Raw genomic sequence first — 23,160 nt, 5'->3', positions numbered from 1 at the left:
GGATGAACACCGCGGCGACGGTCAGAATCGGCACCATGAACAGCGACACGCTGGCGCCAAGCGGAATGTCGCCGCCCTGGATTCCGACGCGGAACGCCCAGGTAGCAAAAACATGGGTCTTGTCGATCGGACCGCCGGCGGTGAGCACCCGCACGATATCGAAGTTCGCGAATGTGACGATAAGCGAGAACAGCGCAGTGATGGCGATGATATTGCGCATCATCGGCAGCGTCACATACCAGATGCGCTGCCACCAGTTGGCGCCATCGATGGCTGCCGCTTCATAGAGCTGCTCGGGCACCGATTTCAGTGCTGCCAGATACATGATCATGAAGAACGGCGCGCCGTACCAGATGTTGACCAGGATGACCGAGAAGCGGGCCCAGCCGGCATCGCCGGTCCACGGGATCGGTCCGATCCCGAAAAACGAAAGCGTATAGTTGAAGGCGCTGTAGGACGGATCGAACAGCCAGAGCCACGCCAGCGTGCTCATCGCGGGGGGAATGACCCACGGCACCAGCAGCATGCCGCGCCATTTGCGCTGGCCTTTGGCCGGAACGTTGTGAACAAAATGGGCAACGATGAAGCCGATCAGCGCCTTGAAGACCACGGCCGAGATGGCGAATATGCAGGACTGCTTCACCACCAGCCAGAAGGTTTCGCGTCTGAACAGAAACTCGAAATTGCCGAAGCCTACAAACTTCTGCATCGACTTGTTGAGCGTCGCCAGATGCAGCGAATAGAACGCCGGATAGAGAACCAGAAGGCCGATGAGAATGATCAGCGGCAGCGTCATCAGGAACGCCGAGGTCGACTTGCGCTTGAGCGTGTTCCGCAAGCTCGGGCGCTTGCGCGCCGATCGCGCTGCGCCGACGCTGTTCGGCTGAAATGCGACATCAACCATGATGCATCTTCCTCGCGCGTTTCAATTCACAGAACCAAAAATTCTCTGGGTCAAGCCGGCACGACGTCTGCTTACGTTCCTGTTGTCGTGAAGCGAATATGCTGCGGCGGCCCGCTACCAAACGGGCCGTCGCAGCAAGTTCATTTCTCAGCTTCGCATAAAGCCTTCGAGTTCGCCTTCCGCCCAGGCCAGCGTCTTCTCCATCGGTTCACCCTGGTAAAAACGCACGCACATCTTGGTCAGGGTCGCCTGGGTGTAGATTTGCTGGGCGATTTTCGGTGGTGCCGGCGAGGCCGCGATCGAGAGAGTCTGATGGTTGTGAGGATTCGGGTAATGGTAGAGCGTGCCCTTCGGCGGACCTTCTTCTGCCCATGTCTTCAGGGTCGTGAGCTTCTCGAACGCCGGCAAGTCATAGCCGCCGCTCGCCGCCACCAGTTTCTCGACCGAAGCCGGTTGCGACAGGTGCGTCAGCAAACTCTTGGCAGCCTCCTTGTTTTTCGAGAAGCTCCAGATGCCCCAGAAGAAAGGCAGGAACGGCGCGAACCGTCCCTTGGGCCCGACCGGGAAGCCATGGGTCCAGCATTGCTCGGCGACCTGCGGTGCATCGCGTTTGGCGACCGCCCAGGCGCTCGGCGGGTTCATGATTAGCGCACCGCGCCCCGACACCAGCCACTTGTTGTTGGAGGCATCGTCCCAGGCCGGCGCGTCCGGCGGCAGGAATGCCATCAGCTTCTTGTAGTATTCGAGCGCCTGCCGCACGTTGTCGTTCTTAACGACGACATTGCCCTTGGCATCGACGACCTGGGCCCCGAAAGCCAGGAAGAAGGCGCCGGCGGTATCGACGGAGTCACTGGTTTCACCGAGCCCGATGCCGAACGGAACGCCGCCCTTGTGACAGGCCTCGGCCGCCTTGAGGAAAGTGTCCGTAGTCCAGCCGTCGGCCTTGGGCGGCGAACCGGCCGGATACATCTCCTGGACGTCGATCCCGGCGTGTTTTTTCATCAGGTCAATGCGCGAGCAGGGTCCCTTGATCTGGCTGCCGATACAGGCGGGCACACCGAGCCACTTGTCTCCGGCCTTGCCGAGATATTTGACCGTGCCGTTGACTTCGCCGTTCAGCTTGATGAGCGGCTCGACCACATCGTTCATGGGTTCCAGTTTTTCGGCATGCGCGTGCGGCAACCACGTCGCCATTGCCAAAATGTCATGTCCGGATTTCGTCTGGGCTTCGGCCTCAGTGGTCAGGAGCAATTTGTTGCCCTGGCTCGTGATGTAGTCGATCGAAACCTCGACCTTCTCCTTCGCAGCCCACTCGTTGACCAGATCGGTTGAGGCCTTGTTGGCGCCGGGCACCCAGTGGTCCCAAAAGCCCATGGTGAGCTTGCCGGCAGCATAGGCGCCGCGGACATAGGGCGCTGATATCAGCGCCGCCGACGACAGCGCGGTGGCGGCAACGAATTGTCTTCGAGAAAGCTTCTTCCGTGACATGGCATTCCTCCCTGATGGGCCAATCGGATACGAAGAGAAATCTCGTTGTTGTTGTTCTGCTCGCGGCGGTTCGGGCGTCGCGGAGATTTCGTTGCCGGCAATCAGAGCAGAATTGCCGGCGTCTGTCGAGAAATCAGGTGCTTGCGGCGCCAGAACTAATATTGTGTGCAAATTGCAGGCAGCCGCCGTCCTTATCGCTCTGGTTGCGAGGCGCGCGCCGCGGCGGCCTAACGATGCTGCGCCGCACACCAGCCAAATCCCCGATCATCGACTTGAATCGGGCGGCAGGTAGACTTGCCGTCGGCGGAAACGATAGAATCCGTAGTCGGCGGCGGCGTTCCTTCGCACCCGTTCCAAGCCGTCCGGAAATCGACCAGGGAGACCTGTTTATGACCAGCCCGGTATCGACGCTGCGCGCGCAGTGGAAACTGTGCCTCGTGCTTGGGGTGAGCGCCATCATGCTTTTCAACGCGCCACGGATGGTCGACGCGCAGGGACTGGTCCAGGGCGTTGAAAAAGGCGCCCGCGAAGGCAGCAAGGCGGCCGGGCCGGTCGGCGGCGTGCTGGGCGGCGCGATCGGCGGTGTCGTCGGCGTGGTTACCGGGGTCACCGGCGTGCTTACCGGCGGCAAGAATGAGCAACCGGCGACCGCAGCCGGCGACAAGCCGGGCGGATCGGTCAAAAATGCCAAGGCCGCGAAAGTCGCGAAGGGGAAGGGCGCCAGGCCGCCCGCCGTGCTGACCCAGAACGGCGCCCGGCAGCTCACGGCCGAACAGATCGTCGCCAGCAGCGACGCCAATATCGAGCGCATCAAGAAAGAATTGAACCTGACGCCCGAGCAGGAGAAGAACTGGGCCGGATTCAACAGCGCGATGCATTATCTCGGCCACAATGGCGCCGATCGCCTCAATTTGCGTATCGCGCGCGCCAAGCGCGATCCGCCGGACGACATTGTCGAGCAGATGCGCAACGAAGCCCAATTCCTCAACGACCGCGCGGTCGACCAGCGCAACGTCGCCGATGCCGCCGAGCCACTCTATGCGAGCCTGGACGACAAGCAAAAACAGATCTTCATCGAGGAAATGGTGCGTCTCAGCCACGCGCGCGGGCTGGACTAGGGCCGGTTGGCTCGGATCACATCAGAACCCGGCTCCAGCCTCTTGTTTTGATGCGGTTTCTTGACGCGAACCGGACCCGTGTCGCCTCAAAAGGCGACCGCGCGCGCAGTGTCCTCCGGGCGAATAGCCGGGCACGCATGCCCTGGGGTAGGTTGAAGGCGCGGCACCCGGCTATCCTGCCGCAGCGGCGCGGCACGCCAATTCGTCATGCAATGTTGAAGAAACCCTGACGGATTCGCGCCGGAGTAATGGCGTACTCGCGGCCTTGTCGGGGAAGTAGTGGCACATCGCCTTTACCGCTGACGGTTGCCGCCATCAACGGGCGCGGCCAGCGCCGGGCTGGCCGGGACGCGATGAGAGGGTGTGGGAAACCTACGCCTTCGGGAAATTCAATTCCACGCCGACGCCATCGGGATCGTAGAGAAAGAATTGCGTGTCGCCGGTACGCGGCACGATGCTTTCGCGGAATTTCACGCCGCTGGCCTGCAGACGCTTGCGCATGCCTTCGACATCGGTTGCGGCGAAGGCGATATGGTCGAGACGGCCGGTGTCGTCATATTTCTTCTCGGTGCCGCGCACCACGATGCCCTCGCGCGGCTTGCGCGTGCCCATCAGATGCACGGTAGCTGTGCCGCCCGAATAGAGCCAGTAGCCGGGAAAATCGAGCGGCGGGCGCTCGCCATTCTCCAGTCCCAGCACGTCGCAATAGAAATCCTTGGTGCGCTCGAGATCGGAGGGTTCGATGGTGTAGTGCTGCAGTCCGCCAAGTCCCATGGTTGTTCTCCCAAATAAGCAAAAGAGTTAGACGAAGGTGAGATCCGCTTCGGCGCCCATCATCCAGGCGCCGACGGTTTCAAAATGGCTGAGCCGGCCCTGCAATTGCTGGGTCACGGTGTGGATGTCGCGGAAGCGTCGCTCCAGCGGATGGCCGTCGAAGATCGCCGTGGCGCCGGCGGCATGATAGGCGAAATCGACCGCTTCGCGCGCCTTGTGGATAGCGTGGGTGGCAGCCATGCGAATGACGACGCGCTGCTCGACCGTGATGGAAGTGCCGGCGACGAGATCCTTCCAGATATCGGCCATCGACTGCAACAGGAAACCGCGTGCCGCGCGCAGATTGACCTCGGCCTGGGCAAGCCCGGACTGCACCACCGCGTTGTCGCGCAGCGGGGACTTCATGCCGCGCGGCACCTTGTTGCGCGCCACATCGACGAAATTGTCGAGCGCCCCGCGCGCGATGCCGCAGGCGACGCCGGCAAAGCCTACCTGGTAGCAGGTGCCGGCTCCCATCCGGTAGAGCGGACCCTGCTCGCGGCGCTCGCAGTCGAATTCGCGGGTGATCGAATGATCCGACCGGACGAAGAAATCGTTCAACGCGAACTGGTCGCTGGCGGTGCCGCGCAGCCCGACCGTGTTCCAGATGTCGGTCCAGCAGACGTCCTCGGTGCGCACCAGCATGGTGCGCTCCGCCTGTTCGCCATTGGCGTCGCGTTTCGGCGAGCCGTCAGCGGCATAGATCGGGCAATGCGCGCCGAGCCAGGTCGCATGCCGGCCGCCCGAGGCAAACGACCAGACACCGGAGACCCGGTAGCCACCCTCGCATTCGACCGCCGTGACCCCGGGACCGGGACCCCAGGCCAGTACCGCGTCCGGATCGCTGAAGATCGCATGCGCCACCGGCAGGTCGAGATAGGCCGCCGACATCGCGCAGCCGCCGGCCTGGCTCAGGCACCATGCGGTCGAGGCATCCGCCTTGGCGATGGTTTCGATGACATGGAAGAAGGTGACGGGATCGGTTTCGATCCCGTCGGAGGAGCGCGGCAGCAGCAGGCGGAACAGCCGCGCCTCGTGAAGCTTTTTGAGCAACGCCGGCGGCAGCCGGCGCGTCGCCTCGATCTCGTTCGAGGCCGCCGCCACGTCGGGACGGACAGCCTCGGCGCGGGCGATCACAGCCTGATCGCCCGCAAGTTCGCCAGAGGTCGATATCATCGTATCCAATGCTACGCTCGCCGGGCCGCGGCGGTGGCTGCGGCCAGATCAGACTCCGCAATCAGCTCCTTGTCGATCTGCTCGATCGATTTGCCGCGGGTTTCGATGCCGAGGAAATAATACACCGCGCCTGCCATCAGGAACCAGCAGCCGAGATAGACGAAAGCGGTCGGGATCTGCGTCAGCGGCACGTCGGGCTTGAGGTAGTTGCTCGAGCCGACGATCAAGGCGAGGCCCACCGGCCCGATGATCTTGCCGATGCCGCCAAAACCATAGGCCGAGCCCATGCCAGTGGTCCTCAAGTGCGACGGCCAGACCTCTGCCGCATAGGGCCCGACGATGGCGAAACCGCCATCGGCGAAGAAGAAGGTCAAAGCGAGGATCAGCCAGAACGCCGACAGGCCGAACAGCGTCGCATCGTAATTGTAGCCTGCGACGATGGTCAGCACGCCGGCGCCGAAGCCCAGCAATCCTCCCGCCCTGCGCCGTCCCAGCGCCTCGGAAAAATAGGAGAAGGAGAGGCGGCCGATGAAGCCGGAGGCGCTGAGCAGGATCATCATCTTCGCGGCTTCCTGCGGCGTCACCTTCAACAGCAGCACGAACAGAGAGGGCGCCCACAGAGTGATGCCATAGACGCCGGTTTGCGCGCCGGCATTGCCGAGCCAGGAGACGATCAGGCTGCGCGGATATTTGAACAGATCGAGCCAGTTCGTCTTGATGATCGGGCCGGCGTCGGCTGCCGTCGGCATCGGCAGTGCGGACGGCTCCATCTGCAATGCCCAGGCCAGCGACTTGCGCGCTTCCTCATAGCGGCCCTGGCGGCACAGCCAGCGCGGGCTCTCCGGCACCCATAGGCGGACCAGCAGCACCAGCAGCGCGGGCAGCACGCCGATCGCAAACAACAGCCGCCACTGGTCGTTGCCCATGAAAGCACCCATGACCGCGCCGAGACCGACACCGAGCGGGATGACGCAGGTGACGAGGCCGCCGACCCAGCCGCGCTTGGAGGAGGGCATGAACTCCTGCACCAGCGGCAGGTCCACGCAGTAGAGCCCGCCAACGCCGACGCCGACGAAGAAGCGCATTACCGTGAGATAGATCCAGCCATTGTCAGGCGTGAAATACAACAGGCCGGTCGCGATCGAGAAGTTCAGCACGGTGCCGATGAACACGCGGCGACGGCCGATACGATCGGCAAGCCAGCCCCAGACATAGGCGCCGATGATGGCGCCGATGCCGGAACTCATCAGCACGGTCGCCGACTGCCCGAAGGTGAGCTTCCACGGCCCGATCAGGAAGGCGAGCACAAAACCGATCAGGAAGTAGTCGAAGAATTCCAGCGCGTCGCCGATAATGGCAGCGGAAAGGATTTTGATCTGGTTGCCGGTCAGACGGGTCCGGCGATCGAGTATCTCGAACATGGCGTTTTCCCCTTGGCGCATGTTCGTTGTATCAAGCGGGCGTCGCGCCATCGTACCCTCATGTCCTGGAGGCTATCCCGTGGATGTGGCGAACGGCAAGCCCGACGCAACGCGGGTCACCTGCGCAGAAATATTCGGGCGCGACGTACCGCTGTGCACAATGACGGACGACGACGCGCAACCGCTTCGCGCGTCCGGGGACCGAGAACCCGATTTGTTTAGTATTCTGCCGTAACATCGCCGATCCGACGATCTCGAGGGCCAAACTCGATGGAAGAGAAGCGCAAGCATCCGCGAACGGAAATCAACGAACCTGCCTTTGTCTCGTCAGGCGGTTCCGTGATGCATTGCGTGGTCAGGAACATCTCGCCGGAGGGCGCCGCCATCGACGTCGAGAACCCGGCCTTTGTCCCCCAGCGCTTTCGCCTGGTGATGGCCAACGACTCTTCCGTCGTTCACCAATGCCGGATCGCCTGGATCAAGAAGAACCGGATTGGCCTGACATTCGTGGGCGAGGCCTGAAGCTGGCGCTTCAAGAATTCCAACGAAAAGCTGCATGCCGAGACGGTCGATGCCCTGGGAACGAGAGGGCAGACGCCGGATATCGAACCCCGGAGACAGCAAAGAAATTCAACTCGACGCCTTTCCGCCCGACGGACTGTTGGCCCCGACAACCGCCGACCGAAATAAGACGTTCAATGCTCCCTCGCGCGTCAGGCGAATTTTCGGTCGCGCTTGAGTGGCCCCTGCTCTAACCGGATCGTGGTGATTGCGGAGGAGATCTTGTGACGTGAATTTGGGTTCTGGGACAGATATCCTTTGCGTCGCGATGCCTCACCGTCACCGCGCGGGGGAAGCCATGCCGACCAAGCCAAATGCGTCTCTATTTGCCTTCGCACTTTCGTTCTTATCATTCGTTACCGCTCGGGCGAATGCCCAGCCGGCCTTGCTGAGGGGACAGGATGCCTTTGGCGACTGGCAACGCGACAAACCCGGCACGGTTCGCCTGATCAGGCCGGAGGATCTGCCGAAGCCGGGCGCCACGCCCTCGGCCGGCAACGTGTCTCGCGTCGTGCCAAGACCCGCCGCGGTCACTCCGCAAGTTCCGCCGGGATTCAAAATAGAGCTGTTCGCCGATGGTTTGAGCGGTCCACGAATCATCAGGACCGCGCCAAACGGCGACCTGTTTGTCGCCGAAACGCGGGCAGGCCGCATACGCATTTTGCGCGCGGCGGTTGGCGCCTCGAAACCTCAAGTCAGCGAAATCTATGCGAGCGACCTCAATCGTCCGTTCGGAATCGCGTTCTTCCCGGGCGGGGACAACCCGCAATGGGTGTATATCGCAACTACCGACAGCGTGGTTCGGTTTCCCTACCGATCTGGCGATCTGAAGGCTTCCGGTTCACCCGAAACGATCGTTGCAAACCTCCCGCATGGCGGTCATTCGACGCGCGACATCGCCTTCACGCTGGATAACCGGCGAATGCTGGTTTCCGTCGGTTCCTACGGCAATGATGGCGAAGGTCTGGGTCGGCCCCCGGGCGGCCTTGAATCCTGGAGCCGTGAGCGCGCGCTCGGCGCCGCGTGGGGCTACGAGACGGACCGTGCGGCGGTGTTGGGTTTCGATCCCGACGGAAAAAACCGGAAGGTTTTCGCCACCGGCATCCGTAACTGCGTCGGCCTTGCGATCCAGCCGCGGAGCGGCGCGCCCTGGTGCTCGACCAATGAGCGCGATGGCCTCGGCGACAACCTTGTGCCCGACTACGTGACGCGGGTTCGCGAGAACGCGTTCTATGGCTGGCCCTGGTTTTATATCGGCGGCAATGAGGACCCAAGCCATGCTGGCGAACGCCCCGACCTGAAGGACAAGGTCACGGTTCCCGACGTCCTGCTCCAGGCACACTCGGCGTCACTTGGCCTGACCTTCTATGAAGGAACCGGCTTTCCCGCCGAGTACCGTGGCGATGCCTTCGCGGCGGAGCATGGTTCGTGGAACCGGTCCAGGCGAACCGGCTACAAGGTTGTTCGCATCCGGCTCAAGGACGACGTCCCGACCGGCGAGTACGAAGACTTTGTCACCGGCTTCGTCGTCAATGATTCCGATGTATGGGGTCGACCGGTCGGCGTTGCGGTGGCGCGCGACGGCGCCTTGCTGGTTTCGGAAGATGGAAACGGCACGATCTGGCGCGTCAGCCACTGAATGGGGGCCGAACACAAGGCCGTGCCCGGCCGATATCGAATGAACCTCGGCGTTCGCTCCAGGACAAATCCACAAGGCGGGATGCACGAGGCGGATATGTCAGACCAATCGGAACTGGGGAAATGGGCCGCCGAGGCCGCCCGACAGGCCGGCGACACCGAAGACTCGCACGATCAAGCCGCCGCGTGAAGCGGGCCGGTTGATGATTTGAGGGCTGCACCCGAAGCGAGGATCGGCTCCAGACGTCCTGATTGCCAGGTCTGATCGCGGGCCCTGTGAAGCTGCTTCATGCGCGCGATGCCCACGAAGCCGTTTCCCTCGCCGCCGGCGCGTCTGCCGAACGACCAACGACGGGGAGCTTGAGCCCTCCACCTATGCAGGGCGGCATTTGAATTCCTGGGGCTGGTGTCGTTCTTTAGTTGTCAGATCCGTTTCGACGACCAAAGTGCCGGCGCATAAGCGGCCGCGAAGCCGAAGAAGGCCGTTGCCCAGGCGAGGCCGGCGACGGCGAGTAGCGGTTCAGCGTGTAGCGGATCCAGTACGGCGCACACGCGCGACAAGGCCGCGACCAGCACCGCGGCATAAATGAACTGGGTTGCAGGCGTGGCCTCGAGCAGCCGGCCCGTATGCCCAAGCGTTGCTCTCGACATGACCGCAAGGGTCATGGTGCCGATCGCACCGCTGGTCCAGGCGTGGATGCCGGCGCTGGCAGCGATCCGGTCAAAGGCGCTGAAAGCCTCAAGAATGTAGCCGGCGGGCACGAAGGCGTAGGCCAGATGGAGGATGAGCACCAAGCGGTCGGGAAAAGTCCGGTAGCCGGCCCAGCGCGCCAGACGGATGATATGAAGGCAACCGCAGATGAACAGTGCCGCGCCGCTGAACGGACCCTCGGGGCGAATGATCCACACCAGCAGCGCCGCGGCGCTGCAGGCAATCGTCACCATGTCAAACCGGTCGAACGCAGTTGGCATCCGCCCGGCATCGCGTTTTGCCAGCCAGTTGCGCGTGAAGCTTGGGATGATCCTGCCGCCGATCAGCCCGACGAGGGTGATCACAAGCGCGATGCCGAAACGCGTGGCGTAGTTCGCCAGGCCGGAGAAATGCGCTTCAAGATGAAACGCGATATTGCCGGCGGCGAGCAAGCTGATAATCGCGACGATTTTGAGGTTGTTGAGGTTCTTGCCGGCAACGATCTCGCGCGCCGCCGCGGCGGCGAGCAGAACAAGGAAAGCGCAGTCGACCACGGCGGCCGGCGCCCAGCCGATCACGGACGACGTGTTGACCGCAATGCGGCCCGCGACCCAGATCGAAAACAGACTCATGAGAGGCTTTCCCTGCAGAGGCAGCCGTCCAGTCCAGTTCGGAATGGCCGTCAGCAGAAAGCCCGCAACGGCAGCGCCAACATAGCCGAACAGCATTTCGTGGACGTGCCAGTCCCGGGGGGCGAAGACTGTGTCGAGTTCGAGGTGTCCGTGGAAGGCCGGCAGCCAAATCAGGATGACTGCGCCGGCATATACCGCTCCGAAGAAAAAGAACGGCCGGAAACCGTATGAAAACAACGCGGGCCCGCGATACTCTCTGAGCCGGGCTGCAGGCATGGCGAACACCACCTCATTGGTTGCAATCGAAGTCGCTTGCCTCCAAGCGCCTGTATTATTAGCCTGTAGCGGGCCGCAGCAGGTTTGATGCAGCGCAAGTTCCATTGCGGATTGTTGCGGCGGGCGCTGAAGGCTCTCTTATGAAACTTCTCGTGTTCGGATTTGGCTATTCGGCGCATCATATCGCCGAGCGCCTGCGGGCGGCCGGCACGGCGGTGACCGCGACCGTGCGTAGCGCGGCCAAGGCAGAACGGCTGACCCGGATGGGCATCACGGCAAGGGTATTTTCCCTCGACTATTGCGATGAGACGATCGCAGAAGATATCACGGCGAGTGAGGCCGTTCTGGTCTCGATCCCGCCGGATGCATCGGGCGATCCTGTGCTGGCGGCCTTTTCCGACGCTATCGCCGCGGCACCAAGACTGCGCTGGGTCGGTTATCTCTCGACCGTCGGCATCTATGGTGACCATGCCGGCAATTGGGTCGATGAAGCGACGCCGGCGGCGCCGGGACAAGAGCGTTCGCGGATCAGGGCGCGTGCTGAGCAGGCGTGGCTCGCGTTCGGTGCAACGCAGGGCGTTGCCGTGCAAATCTTCAGGCTTCCCGGCATCTACGGTCCGGAACGCAACCAACTGGCGCAGCTTGCTGCCGGAACGGCGCGGCGCATCGTCAAGCCGGGACAGGTCTTCAACCGGGTTCACGTCGCCGATATCGCCGCGGCGATCGAGGCGTCGCTGGCGCTTCCGCGCGGCGGAGCCATCTACAATGTGACCGACGACGAGCCGGCGCCGCCGCAGGATGTCGTGGAATTTGCCGCGCGCCTTTGCGGGATACCCCCGCCGCCTGAAATTCCATTCGAGGCTGCCGAATTGTCGCCGATGGGACGAAGTTTCTTCAGCGAGAACAAGCGCGTGCGCAACGATCTCGTTCGCAGTGAATTGGGCGTCGTGCCGCGCTACCCGACCTATCGTGAAGGCCTGACCGCCCTGCGGGCCAGCGGCGAGGGACCCTCGGGCGCGAGTTCGCCTGTGAATTGGTTGCACTTTTCGTTTGTGAGCGAATTGGCGGGCCACGAACGACGATGACGGGCACTATGTCTACGCCATTACACTACGATAGATCGGTGGTTCTGGGTGTAGTTCTCAGGCTCACTCATCAATCGCCCGATCGGCTGACGTCCGGAAGTCCAGCACGACTGGCGGCAGACGCAACGCTCCCGGTCGGCATTGCGCCATGAGGACACCGACCATGTCCTCGTGCGGGTCGATATATATATATAACGATGTGCTGAACGCTCCGTCCCAACCGTAGCGTCCGGGCACGCTCGCCACATCGTCGCGCCGGGTCACGATCGAAACGCCCAGCCCCCATCCACACGAGTCCCAGAAATTTTCGAAGAATGGCGATGCCGCCTTCTGCTCGGTCGTTAACTGATCCGTGGCCATGGTCTCGACCGGCAGCCGCGACAGAATTCGCTCGTCACCATATGCGCCCTGGTTCAACATCATCCGGCCGAACGCCAATAGGTCATCGGCGGTCGAGACCAGTCGGTCCCCGGCGCCCGCTTCGAACACGCACGGTGGCGCGAGGAGGTCATTGCGAGTCTCTTCGAGCATTGTGATCTCGCCGGTCACGAAATCCGTCTGGTAACAGCTCGCCACCCGGTCGAGCGGCGCTGGCGGCACGGTGAAGCCGGTGTCCTTCATACCCAGCGGCTCGAAGATGCGCCGGCGCATGAAGGCCGACAGCGATGTGCCCGTCACCTCGTCACGCCGAAAGAAATTATTGTCTGCGGCTCATTTGGTCTTGAATAGCCGTGTTATTCGAGCGACGATGTTGACCGAAATCAATTCTTCGGCGCAAGAACTCGAATACGCCATGTTCGTTCCCGCTAACGGAGATCACAAATGAATTTGAGAATCTTGGGAGCTGCGGTCGCAGCAAACGGCCATAATCTGCCGGGTCAGAAAAAATAAGATTTGGTTTCACAGACAAAACGGGTTTGCAGTTTCTAGTGTGGGTTCCTTTTTGTGCTTGCGTTACCACGCTTCGATATTGGATTCCGAATCGGCTCAGTGCACTCGTATGTGCGCGAGCAGGGTGGGGATGAGATGCAGGGATCAATTGACGCAACTTCTCTGAACCGGCGCGAAGCGCGCGTCCGGATTTTTGTCCGACATATGGGCGCTTGTTTTCGTTGCCCGTCCCTGCCCACCTTGGTGGCCATCGTCGGCGTGTTTTTCGCCGGAACCTGTTTCGAGGGTGCGTTCGCTCAACCGAGAATCAATTCGGACGACGGTCCGGAGCTGCGAACCCTGTATGCAAACTCGCAGGATATTGAGGAAGGCAAGCGCATCGTCGAGTCTTCCTGTACCGGCTGTCATGGTGCGAACGGCATTAGTGAAAGCCCCGGCGTGCCTCATCTTGCCGGTCAGCGCCCAGCCTACCTGTACCTCGAGCTGAGGGCCTACCAGGCCGGCGTCCGCGGTGAGAACGCAATGAACAACGTGGTCAGGCCGCTGAGTGACGATGCACTCTTCAAGGCGGCTGCTTACTTTGCCAGCCTCGACCCTCCACAAACCAATGCGGCAAATGGTGCGAAGGCTGCTGCACCTGATCCGGTTCAAGCCGGCAAGACCGCAGCCGCTGGCTGCGCGGGATGCCATGGCGACGGCGGAATCAGCAAGACCCCCGGCATGCCAAGCCTTGTCGGATTGGATCCGAAATACCTCGTTGCCGCGATGAAGGCATACAAGAGCGGGCAACGCAAGAACGACATGATGAAGTCGATGCTTGCAAGCGTCACCGATGCGAGCATGAACAACATCGCTCTCTACTATGCGCTGCAAAAACCCGAACGAGCCCAGACTCCTGCCGCCGGCGACAGGGTTGCCGGCGGCACGGCAGGCGCGGCCTGTGCGGGATGCCACGGCACGGATGGCGTGAGCGGAAATCCGGCGACTCCGAGCCTGGCCGGACAGGATGCAGCGTATCTCGGAAGCGCATTGCAGGCTTACAAACAGGGAACCCGAAGCGATGAGACGATGAAAGGTTTGGCCGCGTCGCTCGACGATGGCGCCGTCAGGAATCTTGCGGCCTTTTACGCCAGTCAGGAGCCGAAGCCGCCGAACGTCCGCCAGCCTCTGACCGCCGAGGAATGGGCGCAGAGATGCGATCGTTGTCATGGCGTCAACGGCAACAGCTCGGATCCGCGGTTGCCGGCCTTGGCAGCGCAACGCCTGGATTATCTGGAAAAGGTGTTGCAGGACTATCGGACAGGCGCGCGCAAGAGCCCTCAGATGGCGGCAATGTCTAATGTGCTGACGGATCAGGATATCACCAACGTTGCGGCCCATTACGCGCGCCAGAAGGCGCGCGGGGTGGTATTTGTGGTGCTGCCGTCCAAACCTGGTACCAAATGAGCAGGACAATAAGTCTTGGTGCCCCGTTCATGGCCAACCTCTCAAAAGGAGCAGACGATTGAAGTCGCGCCTGCAAGTCCTAGCAAACGACGTTTGGGCGCGATGCTTCATGCTGCGTCTGCGCCGACTGTCGTCCAGTCATTCCCGCAAGAATTAAAGGAATAGCTCATGGCTGAGCAGCCACCACTCCACAGGCTTTATCGTCACTATTCGGAGCTGCCGTATAGCCAGCGCGTCTTGTATACGATGACGCTGCTGGTACTCGGATTGGGCTACATGTTTGCGTTGCTGTACATCTTCCACACCTACGCCGGCCGTGGCACCGGCAACAAGATGATGCTCTCGTATGAGGATCTTGTCGTCGCATACAGCGGCAGCGGTAAAGGCTCCCGCCTCGAATCGGCATTGAGAGGACCGATGTCGAATATGCTGCCGGCCGATGAAACCAGTGCCATCATCGCCTGGGTGCAACAAGGTTCCGATCGTGCGAAGTATGAAAAGGACGTCAAACCGACGATAGACAAGCGCTGCTTGGGGTGCCACGACGGCAGTAACCCGCATCTGCCGAATTTGAGCAGCTACGACAATATCAAGAAGGTGACGGAGCAGGATACCGGAACAGACGTCTTCACCCTGGTTCGCGTGTCTCATATCCATCTGTTCGGCCTGACCTTCATCTTTTTCATCATGGGCCTGATGTTTACCCATGCCTATGTGCGGCCCGTCTGGCTCAAGTGTTTGATTGTCGCACTTCCCTATGTCTCCATCGTACTGGATGTCAGCGCCTGGTATTTCACCAAGCTGTTTCATCCATTCGCCTGGGTCATATTGTTCGCCGGTATGTTGATGGGCGCATCCTTCGCCTTCATGTGGGTGGTCACCATGTATCAACTGTGGCTCTCTCCGCCGCCTGCGATGGTTGCCGAGAGATTGGGCGGCGATACCGCTATCATTGGCTGATTGGCGCCGGCAAGGCAGAGCAAGGAGTGCGCACAACCATGCTCGGGCAAGTGAGACGATAGAGCACTTGCCCGGTATTCTGTGCTAACAGGTCAAGCGCCGCTTATTTGCAGTCGGCGAAATTCGTGGTGACCTGGTTATCCCCCTCGACCGTCCTCAGGCCTGCGCGGTCTGCTACTGCAGCGGCCCGCCTGACGGACGCGCGATCTTTCCGACGCCATCGGAGACTTCCGTCAGGGAAGTCCAAGGATCTCTTATTACCGATAAACTAAAGCTTTGATTTGGGTCAATTACGCGAACTCGTTTTTCGCTAATTTGATATTGTGAGTAAATCAGGCGGTCTCCCGACAGAAGGGGAGTTCATGAAAAGCATACCGCGAACTCGATGCCGCGACCGTAGCCGACGATGTTTCGGCGGGGCGCCTATCTCACGCAAACACCTCTCGATATTGACCGGATAGCCCCAAGGAACGGGAAAGCCATGCCGCGACATATCTCCCGACTGATCCTGGTTATCCTGGCCAGCGTCGTGGTTGGATATGGTGCGAAGAGATTTTTCACTGTCAATTCGTTCTACGAATACGGTCATTACAGGGGTGACTCGGTAGCGGAGATCGCCTCGGACAAGCCGAAATTCAAAGGAGTGGGATATTGCGCGTCATGCCATGCGAAACAAATCGCAGAATGGTCCAATGGCGTGCACAACAGCGCCGACATCGGAAAGATCGTTAAATGCGAGGTGTGTCACGGCGCCGGCGGCGAGCGCGACGTCCTGGGCCCGTTCAAAGCTTCGGCTACCGGCGCGGATCACCCGAGGAATCTCAAGCTGGTCGTTCCGACCGACACCAGAAAGCTTTGCACGCTTTGCCATGAAAGGCTGACGGGGAGACCGCTGCAGCAACGTCAAATCGTGGTCGCCGACCACGCCGGGACGCAGCAATGCACTGTCTGTCATAATCCGCATTCGCCGAAGCTTAATCTGGCGCCAGTGGAAACGGCGGGCCCGGCGGGCGATCCCGCCGTTGGCAAGGGCAAGGCGGCGGCCTGTGCGGGCTGTCACGGCGCGGACGGCGTCAGCAAAAATCTCCCCGGCCCGAGCCTCGCCGGACAGAACGCGGCATATTTCGCCGAAGCCTTCAAGGCATACGGTACGGGCGACCGCAACAATCCGATGATGAGCCCCGCGGCTCAGGCGATGAATGCCGAAGATGCCGGCGATCTCGCAGCCTATTTTTCGGGATTGAAATGCGAAGCCGCGCCAGCGTCGGATGTGCAGGCCGCATCGGCAGGGCAGGCGGTCGCATCGAAGTGCACCGCTTGTCACGGCGCCGACGGACGCGCCAGCAACGCAGCCTGGCCAAACCTTGCCGGGCTGTCGAAGGATTATCTGATCAACGCCATCAAGGCCTACAAGGGCGGCGCCCGTAGCAACGGCATGATGGCTGGAATCGTGAAGGACTTGAGTGACTCGGATACCGAAAGCGTGGCGACCTATTACGCCAGCGCGACATGCAAATAGGACTTGGCCGGACTGATAGTTGCCCAGGAGCGCACGCCAATGGAAGACAGGGAAGAGCTCGAAGGCCAGCAAAGGGGGCGGCGAGAATTTCTGAGCTGTCTCGGAAGTGCTCTTGCATGCAGCGCGGCGGCAGCGGCGGCAGGTACCGTAGCGTCGGGAACCGTCGCCGCGACCGCGGAAGCGGCGGTAACCGAAGTGCCGCCCAACCCTGCAATCCCGGGATACGACTGGACCCAGCATCAATGGGCATTCGGCGTCGATGCCAACAAATGCATCGGCTGCCTGCGCTGCGTCGAGGCGTGCAAGAAGGAAAATAACGTTCCCCTGGACGCGCATCATTTCCGTACATGGGTCGAGCGATACGTGACCCTGGAGGGCGAAGAGACCGCTCGCATCGACAGTCAGGCCGATCCGGTGAACATCGCGGCCTCCGGTTCTGAAAGCGAATATCGCTTCGCCGATCGCTACAGAGACGCAAAGGTTGAACTGGCGTTCTTCGTGCCCAAGCTGTGCAACCACTGCACCCATCCGGCTTGCGTTCAGGTATGTCCAACCGGTGCGACCTATAAGACCGAGGATGGGGTTGTTGTCATCGACCACACCTATTGCATCGGTTGTCAGTATTGCGTGCAGGCTTGCCCCTATGGCGCGCGCTATTTCGACGAGGAGAAGGGCGTCAGCGACAAGTGTACGTGGTGCTACCACCGCATTACCAAGGGACTGCAACCTGCCTGCGTTGAAGTTTGCCCGGTCGGCGCGCGCATCTTCGGCGATCGCAATGACAAGCAAAGCGCAATCAGCCAGTTCATTCAAAATAACCGCGTCTCCGTGCTGAAACCAGAAACCGGCAATGCGCCGAATGTCTTCTATATCGGCATCAACAAGGACGTGAGCTGATGGAAACCTTAGCGCAGTCCGCCCCATTCACCGGTTACGTTTATCCCAACGAGACGCTGATCCCGTGGACCGTGCTCATCGTGGTTTATCCTTACCTGACCGGGCTGGTCGCCGGCGCCTTTACCATTTCGAGTCTGTATCAGGTATTCGGTTTCCAGCAATTGAAGCCGGTCGCGCATTTTGCGCTGCTCGTTTCGTTGTGCTGCATGGTTGTCGTGCCTGTACCGCTGTTGTTGCACCTCGGTCGCCCTGAGCGGGCATTCAACGCCATGATCACTCCGCATACGACATCTGCGTTTGCCATCTTTGCCTATGCGGCTGCCTTCTATGTCATTCTGCTGATTTTGGAGACCTGGTTCGTATTCCGGCCGCAAATCGTGCAAACGGCCAAGAACACCAAAGGGCCGGTGGGATGGATCTATCGAGTGGCAACGCTCGGGTCGGACGACCTCTCCGAGAAAGCCTTAAGTTACGATAAGAAATGGCTATTCGCGTTAGCGATCATCGGCATTCCTGGCGCTCACGGTTTGCATGGCTATGTCGGATTCGTATTCGGTTCGCTCAAGTCCCGCGAATGGTGGTCTTCCGATCTCATGCCGGCCATCTTTCTGTTTTCCGCGATCATCTCCGGCACGGCGCTGGTGATCGTGCTCTATGTCGTGTCGTGCAAGCTACGTAAAGTTCCGGTCGATCTGGCGTGCCTGAAAGTCATGGCCTATTCGCTGTGGGGTTTCATGATGTTTACGCTGCTGCTGGAGGGGCTGGAGTTTGCCAGCATGGTCTATCGCGGCCGGGAAGGGATCGACGTGATCATGTCGTTCGTTAAGGGCCCGCTTCTTGTCCCGTTCTTCATCCTTCAATTCGGGGTGGGGTCGGTGCTGCCGCTCGCGGTAATTACCTTCCTCATTTGGCGTGGCACGAGCGGACCGACGCTGGTCGCAGCCATCACCGCGAGCGCATGCCTGATCCTGCTCGCGGTATTGATGATGCGCTATAATGTGGTGATCGGCGGGCAGGAAATTGCGAAGACGGGCAAGGGATTACTTGATTACCAGCCGCCGATTTTCGGCAAGGAAGGTTTACTCGCTGCGGGCTTCGTGCTGGTCCTGCCATTCGTTTTGTTGTCGATTTTGGTTCGTTTCCTCCCGCCATGGCAGGAGGCTGGCACAGCTTTGGCAAGAACCGGATCTCTATAAGATGTTCTCGCCCGCTAGCTGCCTGAGGACCACAGACAACTCATCTACTCGAGCGGAACCACAAATCCGGTGGTCGCGACCGCAGCCCAACTCGGAGCTGCTTATTACGTCGCGCCAAGACCAGCAGGGCGGCACAAGGCCGCCCAAGCCGCCCCAGGTCCCGATCAGCCACGCTTCGCCATCGTTGCCGGATACGACCGCGAGGAGCGGGCGTCCTGGCAGGACGGAGAACGGGGCCGGCTTGAGCGTTTCATTCAGGAAATCGCTGTCGATGTCGTCAGCCGAGATCAGTTATCGCGAACGCTGTGTCAGCGCGTTTGAGTGGCGCGTGCGGCGCAAGGCACAGCTCGAAGAGGATGCTCGCAATCGCGAATTGCAAATCGAACGCGAAGAGCAAGAGCATCAGCAGCGACTTGAGAAGGGTACCCATCCGTGCCCATAATAGAAGTTGATGTGGCTATTCAATGCCACTTTGTTCAGATAGGCTTACAAGTGGGCGACATTCCGCACTGCAGCGAGCCCCTGACAACGGCCACGACTGGGCGGCCAATGGGGTAGAGCTCCCCCGTTGACACGAAGAGCGCAATTGCGGCAGGGGTGGTTGAACGATGTTTAAGCCCCCCCCCCAAAATTCCGGTTGGAGTGCCGAATGCGCTTTGTAATCTTCGCCGTCGCGTTGTTGCTAGTTTGTCTGGACACCTCGTCCAGGGTACGTTCCGAGGAGGCAACTGCAGAAAGGGCGCAGCCGGCATCAGCGTGCCAAGGCGCGGGCCAAGCCTTGGAATCGTCTCGTCAACTGCAGACGCTGTCTGCCGCCGACGAGTGCGCTCTCAAGCCCAAGGACGTGTTCAAGGAATGTGACAAGTGCCCCGAGATGGTGGTGGTGCCGTCAGGGAGCTTCTTGATGGGCTCACCTGAAAGCGATTCCATGCGTTTCAATGACGAAGGTCCGCGGCATACGGTGGTGATCGCGAGACCGTTTGCAGTGGGCAAGTTCCATGTCACGGTCGACGAGTTCGCAGCTTTTGTGATGGATAGCGGTTACGACAAAGAGTCCGACTGTTGGGGTTTCGATGGCAAGTGGTATACGCAAAGCCGTTCGATGTCTTGGCGAGATCCCGGATTCCCTCAGACCGGCACGCATCCGGCTGTGTGCTTGCACTGGTATGATGCCAAGTCCTATGTGGACTGGCTATCACGCAAAACCGGAAAGCCCTACCGGTTGTTGACGGAAGCGGAATGGGAATACGCTGCTCGCGCCCGTACCGAGCCCGCACCGTATACGCGCTATTTCTTCGGAGATGACCCGAAGGATTTGTGTTCCTACGGCGATGTTGCGGACACGACTGCTACCAGCACCATAAAGGGCACTGAGAAATGGGAGCCTGCGCCGTGCAGTGATGGGCACGCCTACACCGCGCCGGTTGGCAGCTTTGCGCCCAATGACTTTGGTCTCTACGACATGATTGGGAACGCTTGGCAGTGGACCGAGGACTGTTACCGCAGTGGATACGATAGAGCCCCGGTGGACGGATCGGCTTGGACGAGTCGAGATTGCGGTCGCCGTATCAATCGCGGCGCATCTTTTACCGTCTTTCCAAAGGCAGCCCGGACGGCTACACGCGGCCAGACCCCTCCCGAAGACCAATACGAATCCGTCGGTCTACGGGTGGCAAGGACTCTGAGTCCTTGAACCTTGCCGTTGAGCGGACCTTGCAACCCTGTGAGGAATTTGGATTATCTACGCAGTTTCATGCACTCAGATGATAAGTTGAATGGGGCAACCATACGGCCTAGGATAAGTAGGTTTATTGACCGGAAAACCAGTGCGTCGAGTCGGCAGGAGTCTGCATTGCGCTCCAAGAAGACGATCTTGCTCTACTCACCTCATTTCATCGCGCCTGAGCTTCGCTCCAGTGCTACCTACCGAGCTGTTCCTCCGCTGTCGCATTTAGCGCTTGCTGGCCCGCTTCGACAGGCCGGTTATGAGGTTGTCATCCTGGATGCAAAATGGGACCTGGATTGGCAAGAACGCACGCAAGATCTTGTCGACTGCCTCCTGTGCGTGGGAGTCACCTCACTTACCGGCCCCGCGGTCAGCGATGGACTCGAATTTTCCGCGTTCGTCAGACGGCTCAATCCCGAACTGCCGATCATCTGGGGTGGCTGGCACGCGACGTTCGCCGCGCAACAAGCGATCGAGGACCCGCGCGTGGATATTGTCGTTCGCGGGATGGGCGAGCGGACCTTTGTCGAGGTCGCCAACGTCATCGCGGCGGGCGGTTCGTTCGCTGACATCGCGGGCATCAATTATCGTGACGGCGGCAAAATCGTTGCCACTCGCGATCGCAAGGTGGAAGATATCAACAATTTTCCGCCCGTGCCATACGACCTGATCAAACCAGAACGATACCTGGTCGACATGCCAAACGGTCGCCAGGCAAGCACGATTTTCAGTCGTGGATGTCCTTTCTCTTGCGATTTTTGTCTCGATTCAAAAAATCAGTGGCTGGGAATGTCGATCGACCGGATGCTTGACGACATCGAGTTCTGGATTGCCCAAGGCGCCAATCGCATCCTGTTCTATGACGGAAACTTCTTCCTCGGCCGTTCTCGTCTGATGGAATTCTGCCAAGCGTTGCTATCGCGTGATCTGCCGTCGCGATTTGGCTGGATCGCGACCGCCGTCGGCCGCCGTGTCGCCAAGATGGATGATGAACTTCTGGCTCATCTCAAACGTGCGGGTCTGGCGCAGGTCGCGATCGGTGCCGAGTCTGGATCGGACGAATTGCTGTCGCGCATTACCAACAAGACAACGGTCGAGACGACGTTGGAAGCCGTGCGTCGCCTGACGCGACATGGGATCAATCAGCATCTATTTTTTATGGTCGGCTATCCGAACGAACCGGATGATGCGCTGGACCTCACTTTGGACTTCGTCCTCAAGCTGAAGCGGATCAACCCGGATGTTTCGTTGTTTCTCAACTACGTGACACCACTGCCCGGCTCCGAGGTATATCGCATTGCTGTCGAACGCGGCGATGTAGAAGCCCCCCGGACCTTTGAGGATTGGGCTCGATTTGACTATACGCGCCCGAATCTGCGCGGCATCAATCCCGACTACGCAAAGCGCGTAACAAGATTTCACCAGTTCCTGAGCGTGGCGTACCCGCCGAAAACCAGATTGCGCATGCCAACATCATTGCAACGGCTTGCCCAGTGGCGCCTAGACAACGGTTATTTCCGCTTCCCTATCGAGCTTTCCGCGATTTCTGCATTGCGTTCAATGCGCGCCATGGCACGTTAGCCATTCTGCTTTGTCGGTAGCAGGGGTCCAAGGCACTTAACCTGCCGATCTGCCGGTTCAGCAGCCGACCAAATTCGAGTTGGTGAAACACGAAGACCGCCAAAGCGCTCGGCCTCGCCATGCCGCCTTCTTTGCGCGTCCGCGCGGACGAGGTGATCGAACAAGCGCACTTCCGTTGTTCGCACTTTTCGGACATGCCGAGATGCCCGACTTGAGTCCGCTATGCGCACCAAGGACTAAACCGCTCGCGCGGAAGGGCTCCGCCACCAAGTGCGTGGGATGGGGAGAGATAAGAGGCGCGTCCTGTCTGAAGATGAGGAGTTGCAACCCTTACTCCAGACAGGAGCCTCCCATGACCGACCAGGCAATGAGCCCGTTACGCCGGCGCATGATCGAAGACATGACGATCCGGAAGTTGGCGTCAAAGACCCAACATGACTACCTGCAAAAGGTCAAGAACTTCGCGGCGTATCTTGGTCGCTCGCCCGACACTGCGAGTTCCGAAGACGTGCGGCGCTACCAATTGCACTTGACGGCGAGCGGCGTTGGCGTCCCCACCATCAACCAGACGATCTCGACGCTACGGTTCTTCTTCAAAGTCACGCTCGGTCGACCCGACCTTGTGGAACGCGCGACATTCGTCCGCGAACCGCGCAAGCTGCCGGTGGTGCTGAGTCCGGAGGAAGTGGCGCGCCTGCTCGATGCGGCGCCGTCACTCAAATACAAGGCGGCGCTGAGCGTGGCTTACGGGGCTGGATTGCGCGTCTCCGAGGTGGTCGCGTTGAAAGTCGGTGACATCGACAGCAAGCGCATGGTCATCCGCGTCGAGCAAGGTAAAGGCCGCAAAGACCGCTATGTGATGCTGTCTCCGCATCTGCTCGAACTGCTGCGCGCCTGGTACAGGGTGGCACGCCCACAGGGCTGGCTGTTTCCGGGGCGCGACCCCGTGCAGCCGATGACGACGCGCCAGCTCAATCGCGCCTGCCATGCTGCCGCCCACATGGCCGAGATCGGCAAGCCGGTGTCCATGCATACGCTGCGGCACAGTTTCGCCACCCATCTGCTTGAGCAGAACATCGATATCAGAGTGATCCAGGTCCTGCTCGGCCATGCCAAGCTCGACACCACGGCGCTCTATACG

The 23,160-nt window shown here is 60.5% G+C and carries 21 protein-coding genes; 13 read left to right on the top strand and 8 right to left on the bottom strand.

What is annotated here, in order from left to right; genetic code table 11:
• Together WCE35_RS06875 and WCE35_RS06870 are read right to left on the bottom strand one after the other, a co-directional pair.
• On the bottom strand, positions 1-904 hold a 904-nt coding region (locus tag WCE35_RS06875), incomplete at its 3' end, for a carbohydrate ABC transporter permease (protein ID WP_424592596.1).
• Between the two features lie 147 nt (positions 905-1,051).
• The gene (locus WCE35_RS06870) at positions 1,052-2,392 is read right to left on the bottom strand and encodes an ABC transporter substrate-binding protein (protein ID WP_424592595.1); all 1,341 of its coding nucleotides are present in this window, start codon (positions 2,390-2,392) and stop codon (positions 1,052-1,054) included.
• A gap of 389 nt (positions 2,393-2,781) precedes the next feature.
• On the opposite strand from WCE35_RS06870, the gene WCE35_RS06865 reads away from it, so the two are divergent.
• A complete protein-coding gene (locus WCE35_RS06865) occupies positions 2,782-3,510 on the top strand; it encodes a Spy/CpxP family protein refolding chaperone (RefSeq protein ID WP_424592594.1) in 729 nt (242 codons plus the stop codon).
• 372 nt (positions 3,511-3,882) lie between these two features.
• Here the strand turns inward: WCE35_RS06865 and WCE35_RS06860 are convergent, their stop codons facing one another.
• From WCE35_RS06860 to WCE35_RS06850, 3 genes are read right to left on the bottom strand one after another with little or no spacing between them, the layout of a single operon-like run.
• Positions 3,883-4,284, bottom strand: coding sequence for a VOC family protein (locus WCE35_RS06860; RefSeq protein ID WP_424592593.1), 402 nt, complete (start codon positions 4,282-4,284; stop codon positions 3,883-3,885).
• Between the two features lie 27 nt (positions 4,285-4,311).
• Entirely contained in the window at positions 4,312-5,499 is a 1,188-nt protein-coding gene (locus tag WCE35_RS06855) for an acyl-CoA dehydrogenase family protein (RefSeq protein ID WP_424592592.1), read from the bottom strand.
• A gap of 11 nt (positions 5,500-5,510) precedes the next feature.
• Entirely contained in the window at positions 5,511-6,920 is a 1,410-nt protein-coding gene (locus tag WCE35_RS06850; protein WP_424592591.1) for an MFS transporter, read from the bottom strand.
• A gap of 270 nt (positions 6,921-7,190) precedes the next feature.
• Between WCE35_RS06850 and WCE35_RS06845 the strand changes: the two genes are divergently transcribed.
• Positions 7,191-7,442 (top strand): PilZ domain-containing protein, encoded by a 252-nt coding sequence (locus WCE35_RS06845; protein WP_424592590.1) that lies wholly within the window; start codon positions 7,191-7,193, stop codon positions 7,440-7,442.
• A gap of 337 nt (positions 7,443-7,779) precedes the next feature.
• Positions 7,780-9,120, top strand: a complete 1,341-nt coding sequence (locus WCE35_RS06840) for a PQQ-dependent sugar dehydrogenase (RefSeq protein WP_424592589.1) — start codon at positions 7,780-7,782, stop codon at positions 9,118-9,120.
• Between the two features lie 422 nt (positions 9,121-9,542).
• On the opposite strand, the gene WCE35_RS06835 is transcribed toward WCE35_RS06840, so the two are convergent.
• On the bottom strand, positions 9,543-10,718 hold the full coding sequence (locus WCE35_RS06835) for an NnrS family protein (RefSeq protein ID WP_424592588.1): 1,176 nt from the start codon (positions 10,716-10,718) through the stop codon (positions 9,543-9,545).
• A gap of 140 nt (positions 10,719-10,858) precedes the next feature.
• Between WCE35_RS06835 and WCE35_RS06830 the strand changes: the two genes are divergently transcribed.
• Positions 10,859-11,803 carry an SDR family oxidoreductase gene (locus WCE35_RS06830; protein WP_424592587.1) on the top strand — a complete coding sequence of 315 codons (945 nt, stop codon included), beginning with the start codon at positions 10,859-10,861 and terminating at the stop codon, positions 11,801-11,803.
• A 63-nt stretch (positions 11,804-11,866) separates the two neighbouring features.
• Here the strand turns inward: WCE35_RS06830 and WCE35_RS06825 are convergent, their stop codons facing one another.
• On the bottom strand, positions 11,867-12,481 hold the full coding sequence (locus WCE35_RS06825) for a serine hydrolase domain-containing protein (RefSeq protein ID WP_424592586.1): 615 nt from the start codon (positions 12,479-12,481) through the stop codon (positions 11,867-11,869).
• A gap of 348 nt (positions 12,482-12,829) precedes the next feature.
• Between WCE35_RS06825 and WCE35_RS06820 the strand changes: the two genes are divergently transcribed.
• Positions 12,830-14,140 carry a c-type cytochrome gene (locus WCE35_RS06820; protein WP_424592585.1) on the top strand — a complete coding sequence of 437 codons (1,311 nt, stop codon included), beginning with the start codon at positions 12,830-12,832 and terminating at the stop codon, positions 14,138-14,140.
• 168 nt (positions 14,141-14,308) lie between these two features.
• On the top strand, positions 14,309-15,100 hold the full coding sequence (locus tag WCE35_RS06815) for a hypothetical protein (protein WP_424592584.1): 792 nt from the start codon (positions 14,309-14,311) through the stop codon (positions 15,098-15,100).
• Between the two features lie 658 nt (positions 15,101-15,758).
• Here WCE35_RS06815 and WCE35_RS06810 read toward each other — a convergent pair.
• Positions 15,759-16,055 carry a hypothetical protein gene (locus tag WCE35_RS06810; RefSeq protein ID WP_424592598.1) on the bottom strand — a complete coding sequence of 99 codons (297 nt, stop codon included), beginning with the start codon at positions 16,053-16,055 and terminating at the stop codon, positions 15,759-15,761.
• Between WCE35_RS06810 and WCE35_RS06805 the strand changes: the two genes are divergently transcribed.
• From WCE35_RS06805 to WCE35_RS06775, 7 genes are all read left to right on the top strand, one after another.
• Entirely contained in the window at positions 15,978-16,619 is a 642-nt protein-coding gene (locus tag WCE35_RS06805) for a c-type cytochrome (protein WP_424592597.1), read from the top strand. The two genes, WCE35_RS06810 and WCE35_RS06805, sit on opposite strands and share 78 nt — an antisense overlap.
• Positions 16,620-16,658: 39 nt before the next feature.
• Positions 16,659-17,516, top strand: a complete 858-nt coding sequence (locus WCE35_RS06800; protein WP_424592583.1) for a 4Fe-4S dicluster domain-containing protein — start codon at positions 16,659-16,661, stop codon at positions 17,514-17,516.
• A complete protein-coding gene (nrfD, locus tag WCE35_RS06795) occupies positions 17,516-18,712 on the top strand; it encodes an NrfD/PsrC family molybdoenzyme membrane anchor subunit (RefSeq protein ID WP_424592582.1) in 1,197 nt (398 codons plus the stop codon). Before WCE35_RS06800 ends, nrfD begins: the two co-directional genes overlap by 1 nt.
• Before the next feature lie 241 nt (positions 18,713-18,953).
• Complete coding sequence (locus WCE35_RS06790) at positions 18,954-19,154, top strand: hypothetical protein (protein WP_424592581.1); 201 nt, start codon at positions 18,954-18,956, stop codon at positions 19,152-19,154.
• 207 nt (positions 19,155-19,361) lie between these two features.
• The gene (locus WCE35_RS06785) at positions 19,362-20,405 is read left to right on the top strand and encodes a formylglycine-generating enzyme family protein (RefSeq protein ID WP_424592580.1); all 1,044 of its coding nucleotides are present in this window, start codon (positions 19,362-19,364) and stop codon (positions 20,403-20,405) included.
• A gap of 159 nt (positions 20,406-20,564) precedes the next feature.
• Positions 20,565-22,019 (top strand): B12-binding domain-containing radical SAM protein, encoded by a 1,455-nt coding sequence (locus WCE35_RS06780; protein ID WP_424592579.1) that lies wholly within the window; start codon positions 20,565-20,567, stop codon positions 22,017-22,019.
• A gap of 352 nt (positions 22,020-22,371) precedes the next feature.
• Positions 22,372-23,160 (top strand): tyrosine-type recombinase/integrase (locus WCE35_RS06775; protein ID WP_424592578.1); only part of this gene is annotated, 789 nt, incomplete at its 3' end.

It is taken from the genome of Bradyrhizobium sp., from assembly GCF_049691595.1.
Lineage (GTDB): Bacteria > Pseudomonadota > Alphaproteobacteria > Rhizobiales > Xanthobacteraceae > Bradyrhizobium.
Note: the sequence above shows the minus strand (reverse complement) of the source record. Positions and strands in the feature narration are given on the sequence as shown.